The sequence below is a fragment of the Labrys methylaminiphilus subsp. lupini genome, assembly GCF_051161885.1.
Classification (GTDB): domain Bacteria; phylum Pseudomonadota; class Alphaproteobacteria; order Rhizobiales; family Labraceae; genus Labrys.
On sequence record NZ_JBMDIH010000001.1, the window covers coordinates 3,311,169 to 3,329,759 of the forward strand.

15 protein-coding genes are annotated in these 18,591 nt (G+C 65.4%); 11 read left to right on the plus strand and 4 right to left on the minus strand.

All coding sequences use genetic code 11. The annotated features are described in order from the left end of the window. Positions 1-79: 79 nt before the first annotated feature. The 8 genes from ACN6KF_RS15655 (at position 80) to ACN6KF_RS15690 (ending at position 8,769) form a co-directional block, all read left to right on the plus strand. Positions 80-814, plus strand: a complete 735-nt coding sequence (locus ACN6KF_RS15655; RefSeq protein WP_434957724.1) for a DUF969 domain-containing protein — start codon at positions 80-82, stop codon at positions 812-814. Between the two features lies 1 nt (position 815). Next, positions 816-1,769 (plus strand): DUF979 domain-containing protein, encoded by a 954-nt coding sequence (locus tag ACN6KF_RS15660; protein WP_434957725.1) that lies wholly within the window; start codon positions 816-818, stop codon positions 1,767-1,769. A gap of 23 nt (positions 1,770-1,792) precedes the next feature. Next, positions 1,793-2,476, plus strand: coding sequence for a pyroglutamyl-peptidase I (pcp, locus tag ACN6KF_RS15665; protein WP_434957726.1), 684 nt, complete (start codon positions 1,793-1,795; stop codon positions 2,474-2,476). 45 nt (positions 2,477-2,521) lie between these two features. Next, positions 2,522-3,298, plus strand: coding sequence for a LamB/YcsF family protein (locus ACN6KF_RS15670; RefSeq protein WP_434957727.1), 777 nt, complete (start codon positions 2,522-2,524; stop codon positions 3,296-3,298). Continuing rightward, the gene (locus tag ACN6KF_RS15675) at positions 3,298-4,986 is read left to right on the plus strand and encodes a 5-oxoprolinase subunit B/C family protein (RefSeq protein ID WP_434957728.1); all 1,689 of its coding nucleotides are present in this window, start codon (positions 3,298-3,300) and stop codon (positions 4,984-4,986) included. The genes ACN6KF_RS15670 and ACN6KF_RS15675 overlap by 1 nt, the downstream gene beginning before the upstream one ends. Positions 4,987-5,035: 49 nt before the next feature. Next, positions 5,036-6,775, plus strand: coding sequence for an acetyl/propionyl/methylcrotonyl-CoA carboxylase subunit alpha (locus ACN6KF_RS15680; RefSeq protein WP_434959685.1), 1,740 nt, complete (start codon positions 5,036-5,038; stop codon positions 6,773-6,775). A 200-nt stretch (positions 6,776-6,975) separates the two neighbouring features. Continuing rightward, positions 6,976-7,647 (plus strand): spermidine synthase family protein, encoded by a 672-nt coding sequence (locus ACN6KF_RS15685; protein WP_434957729.1) that lies wholly within the window; start codon positions 6,976-6,978, stop codon positions 7,645-7,647. Positions 7,648-7,863: 216 nt separating this feature from the next. After that, entirely contained in the window at positions 7,864-8,769 is a 906-nt protein-coding gene (locus ACN6KF_RS15690) for a S1C family serine protease (protein ID WP_434957730.1), read from the plus strand. Between the two features lie 139 nt (positions 8,770-8,908). Here the strand turns inward: ACN6KF_RS15690 and yghU are convergent, their stop codons facing one another. Beyond that, on the minus strand, positions 8,909-9,784 hold the full coding sequence (gene yghU / locus ACN6KF_RS15695) for a glutathione-dependent disulfide-bond oxidoreductase (protein ID WP_434957731.1): 876 nt from the start codon (positions 9,782-9,784) through the stop codon (positions 8,909-8,911). Between the two features lie 311 nt (positions 9,785-10,095). Here yghU and ileS point away from each other — a divergent pair, with 311 nt between their 5' ends. The 3 genes from ileS (at position 10,096) to ACN6KF_RS15710 (ending at position 14,440) form a co-directional block, all read left to right on the plus strand. Further along, complete coding sequence (gene ileS, locus ACN6KF_RS15700) at positions 10,096-13,185, plus strand: isoleucine--tRNA ligase (RefSeq protein WP_434957732.1); 3,090 nt, start codon at positions 10,096-10,098, stop codon at positions 13,183-13,185. After that, positions 13,182-13,688, plus strand: coding sequence for a signal peptidase II (gene lspA, locus ACN6KF_RS15705; protein ID WP_434957733.1), 507 nt, complete (start codon positions 13,182-13,184; stop codon positions 13,686-13,688). The genes ileS and lspA overlap by 4 nt, the downstream gene beginning before the upstream one ends. A gap of 122 nt (positions 13,689-13,810) precedes the next feature. Beyond that, positions 13,811-14,440 carry a hypothetical protein gene (locus ACN6KF_RS15710; RefSeq protein WP_434957734.1) on the plus strand — a complete coding sequence of 210 codons (630 nt, stop codon included), beginning with the start codon at positions 13,811-13,813 and terminating at the stop codon, positions 14,438-14,440. Between the two features lie 91 nt (positions 14,441-14,531). Here the strand turns inward: ACN6KF_RS15710 and mutL are convergent, their stop codons facing one another. The 3 genes from mutL to ACN6KF_RS15725 form a co-directional block, all read right to left on the minus strand. Beyond that, on the minus strand, positions 14,532-16,334 hold the full coding sequence (gene mutL, locus ACN6KF_RS15715; RefSeq protein WP_434957735.1) for a DNA mismatch repair endonuclease MutL: 1,803 nt from the start codon (positions 16,332-16,334) through the stop codon (positions 14,532-14,534). 283 nt (positions 16,335-16,617) lie between these two features. Then, entirely contained in the window at positions 16,618-17,043 is a 426-nt protein-coding gene (locus ACN6KF_RS15720; protein ID WP_434957736.1) for a hypothetical protein, read from the minus strand. 217 nt (positions 17,044-17,260) lie between these two features. Next, entirely contained in the window at positions 17,261-18,502 is a 1,242-nt protein-coding gene (locus ACN6KF_RS15725; RefSeq protein ID WP_434957737.1) for a M16 family metallopeptidase, read from the minus strand. Positions 18,503-18,591 lie beyond the last annotated feature (89 nt).

The following is an 18,591-nucleotide window of genomic DNA, read 5'->3' on the forward strand; positions in this document are numbered from 1 at the left end:
GCCGACAGATCGGGAAATATCACCCTACAAGAACCGGTCGAAATTCCAGACCATCCAATGTCCCCGGGGAGCGAACACCGTGCCTAGTGACATCAGCCTATGGCCCCTCATCGGCGTGGCCATCATCGTCGTGGGCTTCGTCCTGCGCTTCAATCCCATGCTCGTCGTGATCGTTGCCGCCATCGGCACGGCTCTCGCGGCGAGCTTTCCGCCACTGCAGGTTCTCTCGGCCATCGGCACCGGCTTCCTGAAAACGCGCAATCTGGCGGTGATCCTGCTGCTCCCGCTCGCCGTAGTGGGCCTGCTTGAACGCCATGGCCTGCGCCAGCATGCACAGGCCTGGATCAGCAAGATCCGCTCGGCGACATCGGGCCGCCTCCTCATCGTCTATCTGGCCGCCCGGCAATTGACCGCTGCGGTGGGCTTGACCAGTCTTGGCGGCCATCCCCAGATGGTAAGGCCGCTGATCGCGCCCATGGCGGAGGGTGCGGCCGAGGTTCGGCATGGCTCGCTCACCGAGCGCGTGCGCCATAAGATCAGGGCCTTTGCGGCCGCTACCGACAATGTCGGCCTGTTCTTCGGCGAGGACATCTTCGTCGCCTTCGGCGCCATCGTGCTCATGACGACATTCCTGAGGGAGGCTGGCGTCGAGGTCGAGCCGCTCCATGTCGCCCTATGGGGCATTCCCACTGCTGCCACCGCCTTTGTCATTCATGCGTTCCGGCTGTCTCGCCTCGATGCGGCTATCGCCCGCGAGCTGGCCGAAGCGCCGTCCGAAACCGGCCTGCGACCCGAAACGCAGTCGGAGAGCTGACATGATCCTCTCGCTTTCCCACCTGTTCTATCTCGTCGGGGCAATCCTCGCCGTCACAGCCGCCATGACCCTGGCCGACCGCAACCATCCCAAACGCTTCAGCAGTGCCCTGTTCTGGGGTCTCTATGCGTTGGCCTTTCTGGTCGGAGATTTCCTGCCGCCGGCCGTGGTCGGCGTGGGTGTTGCCGCCCTGGCGCTGATCGCGGGGCTCGGCGGAGTCGGCGCCGGCCATCACAGCATTCCTAGCGTCGCCGAAGCGGTGGCCAGTGCAAAGCGGCTCGGCAACAAGCTGTTCGTGCCGGCGCTCGCCATTCCGCTGCTGACCGTGGCGATCACGCTTTCGGGCCATTACGTCACCCTCGGCGGCACGCCGCTGTTCGATCCCAAGAATACCACCCTGCTCGCCCTCGGCCTCGCCTGCATCGTCGCGCTGGGGCTCGCCTGCTGGCTGACGCGCGAAACGCCGGCACAGGGCCTGCGCGAATCCCGCCGTCTCACCGATGCGCTCGGCTGGGCCCTGGTCCTGCCCCAGATGCTGGGCATGCTTGGCCTGGTCTTCTCCGATGCCGGCGTCGGCAAGGCGGTCGCCCATCTCACCACCAGCTATGTCAACATGGACCTGCGCCTGGTGGCAGTCGCCCTCTATGTCGTCGGCATGGCATTGTTTACCGTGATCATGGGCAATGGCTTCGCCGCCTTCCCGGTGATGACGGGCGGGGTCGCCGTGCCGGTCCTGATCGGTGTCTATCACGGCAATCCGGCGGTCATCGCCGCCATCGGCATGCTGTCGGGCTATTGCGGTACGCTGATGACCCCCATGGCCGCCAATTTCAACATCGTGCCGGCCGCGCTCCTGGAAATCGACAAGAACGCGGTCATCCGTGCGCAAATTCCGACGGCGCTAGCCCTGCTCGCCGCCAATATCGTACTGCTCTATGTCCTGATGCCCCTGTAGGACATTATTCGCGGAAAGCCGTCATGAGCCCCAAAAAGCCGCCAGACAAGACGCCGCCAAACGTGTTGATCACCGGCTTCGAGGCGTTTGAAGACGATGAGACCAACGCCTCCTGGGAGATTGCCCGGGCGTTGGACGGCTGGATCTGCAAGGGAGCTCGCGTCCGCGCCGTGCAATTGCCCTGCGTGTTCGGGGCAGCCATCGAGCGACTGGACGAGGCTCTGAGGCAATGGCAGCCCCGTCTCGTCGTCAGCCTCGGGCAGGCGAGCGGGCGCCCCGAGATCACGCCCGAGCGCGTTGCTGTTAATCTCGACGATGCGCGCATTCCCGACAATGAAGGCCGCCAGCCGATCGATATCCCGGTGATATCAGGTGCGCCGGCCGCCTATTTTTCTTCCCTGCCGGTCAAGGCGATCGTGCGGGACCTCCGGGCGGCGGGGCTGCCGGCCTCGCTGTCCAACTCCGCCGGCACCTTCGTGTGCAACCACATCTTCTACGCCCTGATGCATCGGCTGGCGACACAACGCCCACTCGCCAAGACGCGAGGCGGGTTCGTGCACGTGCCCTGTCTGCCCGAGCATGCCGCACGCCGGCCTGGACTGCCGAGCTTGGCGCTGGGGACGCAGGTCGAGGCTATCAGACATCTCACGCACACCGCCCTCACCGTCCAAGAGGACGTGCGAGAGAGTGGCGGACAAATCCATTGAGCCGCCAGGCATCTGAGCAGCAAAAATTATCGGGAGCTTCGTGCCATGAACATCGACCTCAACAGCGATCTCGGCGAAAGCTTCGGCGCCTGGCGCATGGGTGATGACGAGGCGGTGCTCGGCATCGTCTCCAGCGCCAATGTGGCCTGCGGCTTTCATGCCGGCGATCCCACCGGCATCCTCGCCACGCTGCGGGCCGCCAAGGCCAAGGGCGTGACGGTCGGGGCGCACATCGCCTATCCCGATCTCGGCGGCTTCGGGCGGCGCAACATGGATGTCGCCAGCGAGGACCTGATCGCCGACGCCATCTACCAGATCGGCGCGCTCAAGGGCCTGGCCACCGCTGCCGGCACCACCGTGCGCTACGTCAAGCCACATGGCGCCCTCTACAACACCATCGCCAAGGACCGGCGGCAGGCCGAGGCCATCATCGAGGCGATCCGGCAGATCGATCCCGAGCTCACGCTGGTGGCCCTGGCCGGATCTTCCCTCATCGGATGGGCCCGCGCCGCCGGCCTCACCGTGGTCGCCGAGGCCTTCGCAGACAGGGGCTATATGCCCGATGGCTCGCTGGTGTCGCGCCGCGAGCCCGGCGCGGTGCTGCATGACCCGCAGGAGGTGGCGGCGCGCATGCTGCACCTGGTGACGGAAGGCACGGTTCCCGCGATCGACGGCAGCGCGGTCCGCATCGAGGCGGATTCGATCTGCGTCCATGGCGACAGCCCCGGCGCCGTCGCCATGGCACGCGAAATCCGCGCCTTGCTGGAGCGATCGGGCGTAGCCATTCGCTCCTTCATGGCCTCGACGGGCGGAGAGCGTTGATGCGCTTCCTGCCGGTCAATCTCGATGCCCTCATGGTGGAGCTCCCAGACCTGCCGCAGACGTTGGCTTTGCAGGCCTCCCTGCGCGCCGAGCCCATCGCCGGCATCGAGGATATCGTGCCCGCGGCCCGGACCCTGCTGGTGCGCTACCGTCCAGCGGCGATCACGCAGCGGGACCTGATCACCGCCATCGGCCAGCGACGCCTCGATGCCGATGTCGAACAAAGCGGCACTCTGATCGAGATCCCGGTCCGCTACGATGGGGAGGATCTCGCCGAAGTCGCCGATTTCCTCAAAATTCCGGTCGACGAGGTGATCCGGCGCCATACCGGCAGCGAATACGCAGTGGCCTTCACCGGCTTCGCACCGGGTTTTGCCTATCTCAGCGGCGGCCATCCGAGCTTCGATCTGCCCCGGCGTGCCACGCCGCGCCCGCGCTTGGCCGCAGGCTCCGTGGGCCTGGCCGGTCGCTTCAGCGCCGTCTATCCGCAGGCGAGCCCCGGCGGCTGGCAGATCATCGGCGTGACGGACCTGCCGATGTGGGACCTTGCGCGCGAACGCCCCGCTCTGCTGCAGCCTGGCGACCGTGTGCGCTTCGTCGAGGTCGGCGAAGGTGAGAGCCCCCACCCCCTCTCACCATCGGGGAGAGGGGAGATGGCGAGACCTGCACCCCTCTCCCCGGTGGGGAGAGGGGCCGGGGGTGAGGGAAACGACCCCGCCTCCCCCCTCTTCGAGGTCATCAAGCCAAGTCCCCAGATGCTGTTCCAGGATCTAGGGCGCCCCGGCCAGGCGCGGCAGGGTGTCAGCGTTTCCGGCGCGATGGACCGCGCCGCCCTGCGCAGCGCCAACCGGCTGGTCGGCAACCCCGGCCCACTGCCTGGCCTCGAGATCGCCTATGGCGGCTGCGAACTTCTCTGCCTCGGCGAAACGGTGGTCGCCGTCACCGGTGCCGACGGGCCGCTCACTTTGACCACCGCCGAAGGCTCCCGCCACCCCGTACCGCGTCACGCCGCCATCGCGCTTGCCACCGGCGACAGACTGCATTTCGGGGAGCCGCAGGCCGGCATGCGCTTTTACCTCGCCGTGCGCGGCGGTTTCGCCATTGCCCCGGTACTGGGCAGCGCCGCCACCGACACGCTCGCCCAGATCGGGCCGCCGGCCGTCATGGTCGGCGATCGCCTATCCGGGCTCGCGCCGCCGCCCGGCGCCGTGACGGCGTTGCCGGATGTGCCACCCGTGCTGCCTAGGCTCGGCGAACTCGTCATTCTCGACGTCGTCATGGGGCCGCGCAGCGACTGGCTCTCCGAGGCAGCGCTCAAGGATTTTGCAAATCAGTCCTGGTCGGTGACGCCCCAGTCCAATCGCATCGGCATCCGCCTCTACGGCGAGCGGGCGCTGAAGCGCGCGCCGGCGAGCGAGGGCAAGGAACTGCCGAGCGAGGGCACGATCCAGGGCTCGGTCCAGGTGCCGCCGTCAGGCCAGCCGGTGCTGTTCCTCGCCGATCATCCGCTGACCGGCGGCTATCCCGTCATCGCGGCGGTCGCCCCCTACCATCTCGACCGCGCCGGCCAGATTCCCATCGGAGGGCAGATCCGTTTCCGGCCGATCACCCAATTTGCCGAAGCGTCTTGCGATCTGGCGGAATCGCCTGGAGTCGCAAAGGCGCGTCGAACCAAAAAACCAGAGTAAACAAGCCTTTCCGCTTTAACGCGCTTTGCTCAAGGGGACGATAATGCCCATCAAGAAGGTCCTGATCGCCAATCGAGGCGAGATCGCCGTGCGCGTGATACGGGCCTGCGCCGATTACGGCGTCGCCTCGGTCGCGGTCTATGCCGATGCCGACATCGACGCGCTGCACGCCCGCATGGCGGACGAGGCCTATGGTCTGGAAGGCGACAAGCCAGCCGAGACCTATCTCGACATCGACAAGCTCATCGCCATCGCCCGCCGCAGCGGCGCTGATGCCGTGCATCCAGGCTATGGCTTCCTCTCCGAGCGCGCCGGTTTTGCGCAGGCCGTCATCGATGCCGGCCTGACCTGGATCGGCCCGCCTCCATCGGCCATCGAGCAATTGGGCGACAAGGTACAGGCCCGCAAGCTCGCCATGGCGGTCGGAGCGCCCCTGGTCGCCGGCACCGCCGATCCCGTTGGTGGCCCTGACGAAGTTCTCGCCTTTGCCGAACAGCACGGCCTGCCGATCGCCATCAAGGCCGCCTTCGGTGGCGGCGGGCGCGGGCTGAAAGTCGCCTGGCGCATGGACGAGGTCGCCGAACTCTATGACTCGGCCGTACGCGAGGCCGTCACCGCCTTCGGCCGCGGCGAATGCTTCGTCGAGCAATATCTCGATCGCCCCCGCCATATCGAAGCGCAGGTGATCGCCGACAGCCATGGCAATGTCGTGGTGCTCGGCACGCGCGACTGCTCGCTGCAGCGCCGCAACCAGAAGCTGGTGGAAGAAGCCCCGGCGCCCTTCCTCAGCGACGAGCAGCGCGCCCGCATTCACCAGGCGGCGCGCGATATCTGCGCCAAGGCCGGCTATGTCAGCGCCGGCACGGTGGAATTCCTGCTGAGCGCCTCGGATGCGATCTCCTTCCTGGAGGTCAACACCCGTCTGCAGGTGGAGCATCCGGTAACGGAGGAGACGGCGGGCATCGATCTGGTGGTCGAGCAGTTGCGCGTCGCCGACGGTCATCCTCTCAGCATCAGCGAAACGCCGGCGCCACGAGGCCATGCCCTGGAGTTCCGCATCAATGCCGAGGATGTCGGACGCGGCTTCCTGCCGACGCCGGGCCTCATCACCGCCTTCGAGCCGCCCTCCGGCCCCGGCGTCCGCCTGGATACCGGCGTCACCACCGGCTCGACCATTCCCGGCAGCTTCGATTCCCTGATGGCCAAGCTCATCGTCACCGGCGCGACGCGGGGCGAGGCCATTGCGCGAGCCCGGCGCGCCCTCGCCGAGTTCCGCATCGAGGGGGTCGCCTCGGTCCTGCCCTTCCATCGCACGGTGATCGGCCATACCGACTTTACCGGTGAGCGGGATTTCAAGGTCCACACCCGCTGGATCGAGACCGACTTTGCCGCCACCCTTGCAGCCGCCACGCGGCCAGAACCGCTGCCGGCGGCGACATTGCTGCGCACCGCCGTGGAGATCGACGGCCGGCGCGTCACTCTGGGTCTGCCCCCCGCCTTGCTGGGCGGCCTCCAGGCCGTGCCATCAGCGGCGCCGGCAGCAGCCGTGCAAGCCGAAGTCTCGCCCGATGCTGTGGTCGCGCCGATGGCCGGCACACTGCGCTCCTGGCAAGTGGAAGACGGCGCCGAGGTCGCGGAGGGCGATGTCGTCGCCGTGATGGAGGCGATGAAGATGGAAATGCAGGTCAAGGCACACAGGACCGGAAAGCTGGCGCAGGAAGTCCAAGCTGGTGCCACCGTGACGGCCGGCATGGTGATGGCGCGCATTGGATTGGACAACGATCTATAGGAAAGGCACGGATAGCCTTCTCCCCCTTGCGGGACCGGGCACTTCCGATAGAAGTGCCATGGGTGGCCGAGCGTAGCGAGGTCGGATGAGCGGTCGCACCATTCTTTAAGTACTGTCGCGAAACCCCTCATCTGCCCCTTCGGAGCACCTTCTCCCACAAGGGGAGAAGGCTATCCGCGCCTGTCTGGAAAGAGCCTGCCGTGATTCCCTGGAAACACCTCGACACCGCGACGATCCCCAATGGCGGCGCAGAACTGCGCCTCAAGCAGCGCGGTAGTGAATTCTCGATCAGGCTCGGCAGCATCGAGCTGATGAACAGCCGGCTCAGCGGCTCGGAAGAGGCGCTGGCGACGATGACCGCCGAGCGCCTGGCGGCACGCAAGCATCCGCGCATCCTGATCGGCGGGCTCGGCATGGGCTTCACCCTGCGCGCCGCCCTGGCAAGCTTTCCCGAGGATGCCGAGATCGTGGTCGCCGAACTGGTGCCCTCTGTCGTCACCTGGGCCCGGGGCCCCATGGCCGAGATCTTCGCAGGCAGCCTCGATGATCGGCGCGTCAGCATCGAGCTCGGCGATGTCGACAGAATGATCCGCTCCGGGCGCCGTTTCGACGCGATCCTGCTCGACGTCGACAACGGTCCGGAAGGGCTGACCCATGCCGGCAATGATCGCCTCTACAGCCTGGAAGGCCTCGCGGCGGCACGGGGAGCACTGACCGCAGGCGGCCTGCTGGCCGTGTGGTCGCAAGGTCCTTCCTCGGCCTTTGCCCGGCGGCTGCATCAGGCGGGCTTTGCGGTGGACGAAGTTCGCGTGCGCGCCAACAAGGGGCGCAGCGGCGCCCGGCACGTGATCTGGTTCGCGAAACGGAGCTGAGTGCGGTCCGGCCGATACGGCGCGAAACTCGCCAGGAAGAAGCCTTCAAGCGACCAGATCGGCCAGCCGCGATCGGCCTCCCGTCATCATGGCGCTTCCCCTTATGCCCTTGCAGCACGACGCCAGGCTGCATACCTCTAGGAAATCTTCATTGCCCGGATTGCGGGTGTTGCGCATGCTGCCTTGCTGCAGGCGCCCTTCACCAAGATGAAAGCGATGACACTTCGTTCGATCATGCGCTCGGTCGTGGCCGTGCGGGCCAGGATTCCACAGGACGCCTTCACCGCGGCTGCGCTCGGCACCGAGCGTGAAGGCAGTGGCGTGGTCATCCGCGACGACGGGCTGGTGCTCACCATCGGCTATCTCGTCACCGAAGCCGACGAGGTCTGGCTGACCACGCAGGAGGGGCGTGTGGTTCCCGCCCATGTCCTGACTTATGACCAGACAACAGGCTTCGGCCTGTTGCAGGCGCTCGGCCAACTCGGCCTGCCGGCCCTGGGGCTTGGCAGTTCCGGCAAGACGGCGGTCGGCGAGGAAGCCGTTTTCGTCGACGGCACGGGGCGCCATGTCGAGGCCCGCATCGTGGCCAAGCAGGAATTTGCAGGCTATTGGGAATATCTGCTCGATGAGGCGATCTTCATCGCACCCGCCCATCCTGCCTGGGGCGGTGCGGCGCTGGTTGGCGAAGACGGCAGGCTGCTGGGCATAGGCTCCCTGCTCCTGCAGATGGAACGGGGCGGCGAGGATTTCGACATCAACATGGTCGTGCCCATCGACCTCCTGCCGCCCATTCTCGACGATCTCCTGACGCGTGGCCAGGTCGATAAGCCGCCGCGTCCCTGGCTCGGCGCCTTCTCGGCGGAAAGCAACGGCAAGGTCGTGGTCGCCAGCGTGGCCAAGGGCTCACCGGCGGCCAAGGCGGGACTGAAGGCGGGCGACGTCATTTCGGACATCCGCAACGAGGAAGTCCAGGGCCTTGCCGACTTCTATCGCAAGGTGTGGAGCGGCGGGCCCGCGGGCGTAGAAGTGCCGATGCGCGTGCTGCGCGGTGGCCGGGAGAGCTGGCTTCGCGTCAAATCGGCCGATCGCAACGCCTTCCTGCGCAAACCGCCCTTGCAGTGAGGCCGACCCGTCCTGGGATCGCAGGCATCCTTGCCTGCTCTTCCCATCCATCTGTCGCAGTACTTCAAGAGCAGGCAATCGTGACAATTTTCGATGAAGATTGTCACTGAGATGCCGACGATCCCGAGAGAGCCGCGCCTCAGCCCGCGGCTTCCAGCTTGTCCTGCGTCTTCGTCTCGAAATCGCTGGCGTCGTGCCGCTCGCGCAACTGGCTCGCCGGCTCGCCTGAGGTGCGGTTGACCATTCGCCCGCGCTGCACGGCCGGACGCTGGAAGATCGCCTCGGCCCAGCGCTGCACGTTCTTGTAGTCCTCGACCTGCAGGAACTCGGCCGCGCCATACTGCCAGCCCCTGGCGAGGCCGCCATACCAGGGCCACACCGCCATGTCTGCGATGGTGTAGTCGCTGCCGGCCAGATATTCCAGCTGCGCCAGACGGCGATCGAGCACATCGAGCTGGCGCTTGACCTCCATGGCGAAACGATCGATGGCGTATTCGATCTTGGTCGGCGCATAGGCGTAGAAATGGCCAAAGCCGCCGCCGAGATAGGGGGCGCTGCCCATTTGCCAGAACAGCCACGACATGCACTCCGCGCGCGCAGCGGCATCCTTGGGCAGGAATTCCCCGAACTTCTCGGCGAGATAGAACAGGATCGAGCCGGATTCGAACACCCGGATCGGTTCGGCGCCGCTGCGATCGAGCAATGCCGGGATCTTGGAGTTCGGGTTGACGTCGACGAAGCCCGAGCCGAACTGGTCGCCCTTGCCGATCTCGATCAGCCAGGCATCATATTCGGCGCCCTTGTGGCCGCGAGCCAGCAATTCCTCCAGCAGAATGGTGACCTTGACGCCGTTCGGCGTGCCCAGCGAATAGAGCTGGAGGGGATGACGGCCGACCGGCAATTCCTTGTCATGGGTGGGGCCCGCAATCGGCCGGTTGATATTGGCGAACGCACCGCCATTCGCCTTGTTCCAGGTCCAGATCTTCGGGGGCGTGTAGTCGGGCGAACCGGTCATTCTCGAACTCCAGATCAGAGCATGTCAGTGAAAGGGCCAGCAAGCGCAAAGGCTGCCTTCATGGCAGATAGGGAGGGGCTGAAGCTCATGCTAGGGCAACGTAGGCGGCTCTGCCCCAGAAAATCCCGGCCTCTCCTTCCCTCCGCGCTTTATCCCGAGCGCAGAGCCTGCTATCACGCGCGCTATGAATTACGCGTTGCGCATAGCCCGAATTATCGTCCCGGCTTCCGCGTGCGGGCTCGGCTGAGCTCCGCGGAAGGTCCGGGTTTGCGCCGCTTTTCCTTTTCCTCCGTATCGACGGACCACTGTTCATGACCGATGTTGCGTCCCCCTCCAGCGAGACCGCCGAAGCCTCGAAGGCGAGTCCTGAGGGTTTCGACTATTCCAAGACCCTGTTCCTGCCGCAGACGGCCTTCCCCATGCGCGGCGGCTTGCCGCAGAAGGAGCCTGAGATCCTGGCGCGCTGGCAGAGTCAGAATCTGCGCCAGCGCCTGCGCGAGGCTTCGGCCGGCCGGCCGAAATTCGTGCTGCATGACGGCCCGCCCTATGCCAATGGCAACATCCATATCGGTCACGCGCTCAACAAGATCCTGAAGGATTTGGTGGCGCGCTCCCAGCAGATGCTCGGCTTCGATTCCAACTATGTGCCGGGCTGGGACTGCCACGGCCTGCCGATCGAATGGAAGATCGAGGAGCAGTACCGCGCCAAGGGCAAGAACAAGGACGAGGTGCCACTGGTCGAGTTCCGCCGCGAATGCCGGGCCTTCGCCGAGCATTGGGTTGGCGTGCAGCGCGAGGAGTTCAAGCGCCTGGGCGTCGAGGGCGACTGGGCCCATCCCTATCTCACCATGGCCTTCTCAGCCGAGGCGCAGATCGCCCGCGAGATCATGAAATTCGCCATGAGCGACCAGCTCTATCGTGGCTCCAAGCCGGTGATGTGGTCGGTGGTGGAGAAGACCTCGCTCGCCGAAGCCGAGATCGAGTATGAGGATCATACCTCCGACATGATCTGGGCGAAATTCCCGGTGCGCTCGGGGGCCACGCGCGACGAGGTGGCCACGGCTGCCTTCGTGGCCTGGACCACCACGCCCTGGACCATTCCCGGCAACCGCGCCATCGCCTATTCGAGCCGCGTCGCCTATGGCCTCTACCGCGTCACTGCTGCACCCGAGAACAATTGGGCCAAGGCAGGCGACAGCTTCATCCTGGCCGACAAGCTCGCCGAAGAGGTGTTCAAGGCCGCCAAAGTGGAGGCCTATGAGCGCGTCGGCGGCGTCGAGGCCGGTGAACTCGCGAGCCTTACGGCCGCCCATCCGCTGGCGGGCTTCGACCCCTTCTATGGCTTTGTCGTGCCCCTGCTCGAGGGCGAGCATGTCACCGACGAGGCGGGCACCGGCTTCGTGCACACCGCCCCCAGCCATGGCCGCGAGGACTTCGACGTCTGGACCGCGCATCAGCGGGAACTGAACGCCCGCGGCATCAGCACCTATATCCCCTATCCCGTGGATGGCGACAGCTTCTACACCGCTGATGCTCCGGGCTTTGCCGGCAAGCGCGTCATCACCGAGAAGGGCGACAAGGGCGATGCCAACGACGCGGTGATCAAGGCGCTGGTGGCCGAAGGCAACCTCGTGGCCCGCGGCCGCATCAAACATCAGTACCCGCATTCCTGGCGCTCGAAGAAGCCGGTGATCTTCCGCAACACGCCGCAATGGTTCATCGCGATGGACAAGCCCATCGATGTCGTGCCGCCAGGCACGGTGCCGGCAGCGACGCCGGTCCGCATGGAAGGCGGCGCTTTGCGCAACGATATCGGGCCGACGCTCGGCGACGGCTCCTCGCTGCGCGAACTCGCGCTTAACGCCATCCGGCAGACGCAATGGGTGCCGGCCGCCGGCGAGAACCGCATCACCGGCATGATCGCCAACCGCCCGGACTGGGTGGTCTCGCGCCAGCGTGCCTGGGGCGTGCCGATCGCCGTGTTCATGCGCGACAAGCCGGGCGGCGCCGTCGATATCCTCAAGGATGAGGCCGTCAACCAGGCCATCGCCGCGGCGTTCGAGGCCGAAGGCGCCGATGCCTGGTACCAGGAAGGCGCCGCCGAGCGCTTCCTCGGCGCGCGGGCCGGCGAAGGCTGGGTCAAGGTCGACGACATCCTCGACGTCTGGTTCGATTCAGGCTCCACCCACGCCTTCACGCTCGAGGATCCCAGGCACTTCCCAGGCCTTGCCGGCATCCAGCGCAAGATCGACGGTGGCGATGATACCGTGATGTATCTGGAAGGCTCCGACCAGCATCGCGGCTGGTTCCATTCCTCGCTCCTGGAAAGCTGCGGCACGCGCGGACGGGCGCCCTACGACATCGTCCTCACCCATGGTTTCACCATGGCGGAGGACGGCAAGAAGATGTCGAAGTCCCTGAAGAACGGCGTCGATCCCCAGGACGTGATCAAGCGCTCGGGCGCCGACATCCTGCGCCTGTGGGTGGCAACCTCCGACTATACGGACGACCAGCGCATCGGCCCCGAAATCCTCAAGACGGTGGAGGATACCTATCGCAAGTTGCGCAACACCATGCGCTGGATGCTGGGTACGCTCGCCCATTTCGAGGCCGGTGACACCGTTGCCGCCGCCGAGATGCCGGAACTCGAGCGGCTGATGCTGCACCGGCTGGCCGAGCTCGATCGCGAAGTGCGCACCGCCTATGAAAGCTATGACTACAAGCGCGTGGTCGCACTGCTCGCGACCTTCATGACGGCGGACCTGTCGGCCTTTTACTTCGACGTGCGCAAGGACGCGCTCTATTGCGATCCGAAATCGTCCCTGCGCCGTCGGGCGGCGCTGAGTGTGGTCGACAAGCTCTTCACCTGCCTGGCCACGTGGCTGGCGCCGGTGCTGTGCTTCACCATGGAAGAATCCTGGACCTCGCGCTTCGGTGAACAAGCTTCCGTGCATTTGCAGCCCTTCGCGGCGGCCGATCCGGCCTGGATCGATCCGGCACTCGCCGAAAAGTGGGACCTGGTGCGCGAGGCACGCCGCGTGGTCACCGGCGCTTTGGAGCATGAACGCGCGGCCAAGCGCATCGGCTCCTCGCTGGAAGCCGCGCCAACAGTCCATGTCGCCGACGAGGCGACGCTGGCGGTGCTGCGCAGCGTCGATTTCGAGGATGTCTGCATCGTCTCAGGGTTGACGCTGGCGGCCGGCGAGGGTCCCGCCGAGGCCTATCGCCTCGACGGCGTCCCCGGTATCGCGGTGGTTCCCGGCCGGGCGGGTGGCGTCAAATGCGCGCGCTCCTGGCGCTATTTCGATCCCAGTACCGCTGATCCCGCCTTCCCCAACATCACGCCGCGCGATGCGGCGGCGATGCGTGAATGGCAGGCGGCGGCAGGGGCTCAGCAATGAAGTCCTGGTTTATCGGACGGCATTCATTCCTTGGCGTGGTGGCGGCAATTCTCGCCGTCGCCATCGACCAGGGCCAGAAATATTGGGCGCTCTATATCCACGACATCGCCAATTCAGGCCCGGTCGACTGGACTCCCAATCTGCAATTCGTGCTGGTGTGGAACCGCGGCGTTTCTTATGGCATGTTCCAGCAGGAAACCGAGTTCGGCCGCTGGGCGCTGATATCCTTCCGCATCGCCGCGGTGGTGCTGTTGCTGGCCTGGCTTGCCCGGATATCCACGAAAATCGGCGCGATCGCCATCGGCCTGATCATCGGCGGCGCACTCGGAAATGCCATAGACGGCGTGCTCTACGGCGCCGTCGCCGACTTCTTCCTGCTCCATGCCGGCGATTTTTCCTGGTATGTCTTCAACCTGGCCGATGTCGCCATCGTTGCGGGCGTGGCCCTGCTGTTGTATGACATGGTGGTGAACAAAGAGCCACAGACGCACGGGTCCTCCTGACTTTTCAGGTACTGGTTGCCCGAAAGTGTATCGGTTTCTTGGTTTTGACGCATTTTTCGGGCAGTAGAGCGAAGATCTCTCCCGGAATTTGCACCGAAATCTAGCAGTGATTGGGATATAGGATGCGGACAAAGATTTGGCTTGGCCTGGCTGCGGCGACGGCACTGGTTGCCCTGGCGCCGGCCGGCGCGGCGAATGCGCAGTCCCTTGGGCAGAACTTCTTCCAGAAGATGCTCGGCACCGGCGACGATGCCCCGGCTATCAACTATTCCGACCGTGCGCCGCTGGCAAAACCGGGCAAGCTCGACCTGCCGCCGCCTGGTACGGCCGCGACTTCCGACAATGATCCGAACTGGCCGGTGGACCCAGACTACAAGAAGCGCAAGGCCTCCGGCGTCATTCCGCGCGGCAAGGCCGAGCATGGCGATGGCCGTCTCTCCCCTGATGAGATGGCGGCTGGCCGCGTTCCGGGCGCCGGTCGGGTCGATGCGCCGGAGCCGTTCGACGCGGCCAAGGCCAGCTCCGTTCCGCTCAAGCCCAGCGAACTGCAAAAGCGCCTCAACCTGGGTGAGGACACCACACCGCTCGCGGCTGGCGTCGAACCGCCGCGTCGCTCACTGACCGAGCCGCCGGTGGGTTACCGCAAGCCGCTCGCCTCGGCGCCGCTGGCCGGCAATGAGCCCCTGCCCTCCGAGGGCAACAAGAGCGAGTCCTGGTTCGACCGAGTGTTCAAGACCCAAAAGGTCAAGTAAGAAACGCTCAAGCAAGCACAATGCCGAAGGCCGGTCCAGCTCCATCTCTCGATGGAGCTGGACCGGCCTTTTCATTTGTATACCGCCGAGCTTATCGCCGCCCGAACAGGGCCTCGATGTCGCTGAGCTTCAGCGTCACATAGGTCGGCCGGCCGTGATTGCACTGGCCGGAATTGGGCGTGATCTCCATCTCGCGGAGCAGCGCATCCATCTCGGCTGGCAACAAGCGTCGCCCGGCCCGCACGGAACCGTGACAGGCCATGGTGGCGGCGACATGGTCCAGGCGCCGTTCCAGCACGATCTCCGACCCCCATTCGGCAAAGCCGTCGGCGAGGTCGCGGATGAGCGCAGCCGGATCGGTCGTGCCCAGTGCGGCCGGCGTAGCCCGGACTAGCAGGGCACCCGGCCCGAACGGTTCCACCACCAGGCCGAGGGCCGCCAGATCCTCACCCGCTGCCGTCAGGCGCTCGACATCGGCGGGATCGAGATCCACGACTTCCGGGATCAGCAGCAATTGCGACTTGGCGCCGGCAGCCGCGCGCTCCCGCTTCAAGCGCTCATAGACGAGGCGCTCATGGGCGGCATGCTGGTCGACGATGACGACGCCCTCCCGGGTCTGCGCCACGATATAGGTCTCATGCAGCTGGGCGCGCGCCGCGCCAAGCGGCCGGTCGAGGCTGTCGGGCGCGGGAGATACCACCGTGGCCCGCGCATCGGCGGAAGGCAGCACCAGCGTGTCGAATCCGGCCTGGGCCGGCGCGGCAAAGCCGCTTCCACCGCCGCCCGTGCCGATCCCCCCCGGGCGAGGCGCTGCGGGCGAAGCCCGCCAGTCCCAGTCGAGATCGGCGGGGCGCTCGAGACTGCGCGCAAGCAGGCCGAGGGCGACATCGGCATTGCCGCTTGAGCTGCGGCCGGACTCGCGTTCCAGCGCAGAGCGGATGGCCGAGACGATCAGGCCGCGCACCAGGCCGCCGTCCCGGAAGCGGACCTCGGCCTTGGCCGGATGGACATTCACGTCGACATTCTGCGGGGCAATGTCGAGGAAGAGGGCCAGAACCGGAAAACGGTCCTTGGGGAGATGATCGGCATAGGCGCCGCGTACGGCGCCCAGCAGCAGCTTGTCGCGCACCGGCCGCCCGTTGACGAATAGATATTGATGCTGCCCCGTACCCCGATTGAAAGTCGGCAAGCCGATATGGCCATGCAAGCGGGTATCGCCGCGCGTCACGTCGATGGCGATCGCATTGTCGATGAAATCGGCCCCCAGCAAGGTACCCAGGCGCGTCTCCTCGTCACCACCAGGCCAGGTTGAGGGCGAATGATCTTCGCCCGCGAGGGTAAAGGCAATGGCGGGATTGGCCATGGCGAGGCGCTTGACGATATCGCCGATCGCCGCCGCCTCGGTACGCTGGGTCTTGAGGAATTTCAGACGGGCCGGCGTGGCATAGAAGAGATCGCGCACCTCGATGCGAGTGCCCTCCCCGATGGCGGCCGGGCGGATCGCCTGGTGCTCGCCCGCCTCGATGGCGATCATCGCCCCCGTCGCGGCGCCACGCTCGCGTGTGGTGATGCTGAGGCGCGACACCGAGGCGATGGACGGCAAGGCTTCGCCGCGAAAGCCCAGCGTGTTGATAGCGAGCAAATCTTCCGTCGGCAGTTTGGAGGTGGCATGCCGCTTCACGGCCAAGGCCAGATCCTCGGACGACATGCCCGAACCGTCATCGACGATGCGGATCAGGCGCTGCCCGCCTCCCTCGGTGACGACCTCGATCCGACTGGCACCGGCATCGATGGCGTTCTCCACCAATTCCTTCACGGCGCTTGCCGGCCGCTCCACCACTTCGCCGGCAGCGATGCGGTCGATCAGGATCTGGGGAAGAGCGCGGATGGCCATGGGGCGAATCGTCCATCGGCGGCTGATTTTCACCAGTGAGAAATCAGGCGCGAAATCAAAGACTTGATACATTCTATCCCCCACCTGGGGAACGAATGCATCACGTGCTTGAGACAATACACCATGGGACCGGCCATCGGAACGGCCGGCAGACGCGCCTCAGACTCCAAGGCGTTTTGCGATGAGACGGACTCGCTTCACCGAGACGTTCCAGCCAATCCGTAGGATTGGCTGGAAACGAGGAGCTAAAGCATACAGGCGTTCAGTCATGAACGTGCTTTGCTCATTGCACGTCGACATTGACGACGACGTCGAGCACCTTGCCGTCGGGAAAAGCCTTGCGATAGGCAAATTGATCGGGACCATGATAGCCGGGGGCAGAGCTGTAGAGTACTTGCCAGACCGGCACACGCTTCGAATTGCAGCCGGCACTGGAATTGCCGGCCTCATAGGGCGAAAAGTCGCGCGCCCGGCGGATGCTCGCCCGGCCATAGGCTGCCTGCTTGGTGACATGGGCCGCAACGCCGGGCACTTCCCTGCAGGCGGGGGTGATGTAGGAAAATTGATCGATCTTGCTGACGCGCCCGGACGACACGGCAACGGCAGCGCCGCTGACGTCGGAACCACGCGAAGTTCCAGAACCACTGGTCGCACAGCTTGCTGCCATCAGGCCAACAAGGACGACAGCCGAAACACTCCAAAGCGTCATGACATCCTCCCGCATCAGCGACCCCCGCCGCTTCTCGACGAGCGACAGGGTGATGCAGACAGCCCCTTCGTGCAATAGTCAGTGTGACGTAAGCAGAACGATTTAACCTTGCTCGGCGAGAAGAGAACGATCGGGACGGCTCGCTTTTCTCGCCATTTCTTGCGGATCACCGCTATTTTCTTGGCGCTGTTCCGTTGGCCTCGCCGAAAAGCTCGGCTTAGGACAATCCCTCCGGACGCCCGACGGCGACGACGAAGGGCTTGCCGCCCCCGAACATGCGTCGAGCCACGCGCTTGGTATCGTCCAGTGTCACCGCTTCGACCAAGCCGTTGCGGCGGTCGATGAAATCGATGCCGAGCTGCTCGATCTGGATCATGGTGAGCTGGTTGGCGATCTTGGTCGATGAATCGAAGCGCAGCGCATAAGAGCCGATGATGTATTTCTTGGCGCTTTCCAATTCGGCGGCGGCGGGCCCATTGCGGGCGAGTTCGGCCATCTCAGCCTCGATGATGGCGAGACTTTCGGCAGCCTTGTCATTGCGGGTGGCGACGCCACCACCGACGAAGGCAGCCCGGGCAAGTGCGCCGAGCTGGGTGGAGACCGAATAGGCCAGGCCCCTCTCCTCCCGCACTTTCTGGAACAGGCGCGAAGAGAAGCTGCCGCCACCGTAGATGTGATTGAGCAGGAAGGCGGCCATGAAGTCTGGATCGTCGCGCTTCACGCCGGGCGTAGCGAATTGCAGCACCGTCTGCGGCACGTCGAGGTCAATAATCTTGCGCACGCCCAAGCCGGCGAGTTCCGCTTCGGGCACCGGCTGCAGCAGGGCCGTGGTCGGTAGCGAGCCGAACACCGTGTCCAGCATTTCCTCGGCGTCATGGGCATCAATGGCGCCGACGATGGACACCGTCAGCCCATCCTTTGCCAGCAGGCGCCGATGCTGCGCCGCGATCTCGTCGCGGCTGACGGCGCCGACGCTCTCCAGGGTGCCGCGCGACGGGCGGCCATAGGGATGGTCGGGGAAAAGCCCTGCAAAAAAAGCCAGCGATGCCATGGCGTTGGGATCACCGGCCTCGCGGCGCAAGCTGGCAAGCAGGCTCTGGCGCACGCGCTCGACCGCGGCTTCCTCGAAGCGCGGTTCGCTGACGGCATAGTGCAGAAGATCGAAGGCGAAGGCCTTGCGGTCGGCCAGGGTGCGCAGCGAACCATTGATCTGGTCGCGCGCGGCATGGAACGACAACTCGACCGCATTCTCCTCCATCAGGCGCTGGAAGGCCTCGTCGTCATGGGGACCGGCGCCCTCGTCGAACAGCGCCGACATGATATGGGCCAGGCCTGGCCGGTCGGCCGGATCCTGTGCGGCTCCCCCCTTGAAGGCGAAGTCGATTGCGATGACGGGCACGGCATAGTCCTCGACCAGCCAGGCTTCAATGCCAAGGGGCGAGACGATCTTCTGGATCATGGAAACACTCGTTCACAAAAGCCGATCGTCATGGCCGGCAAAGCCGGCAATGACGGCAAGAGCGTCTGGCGATCTGGCGGAACCGTCAA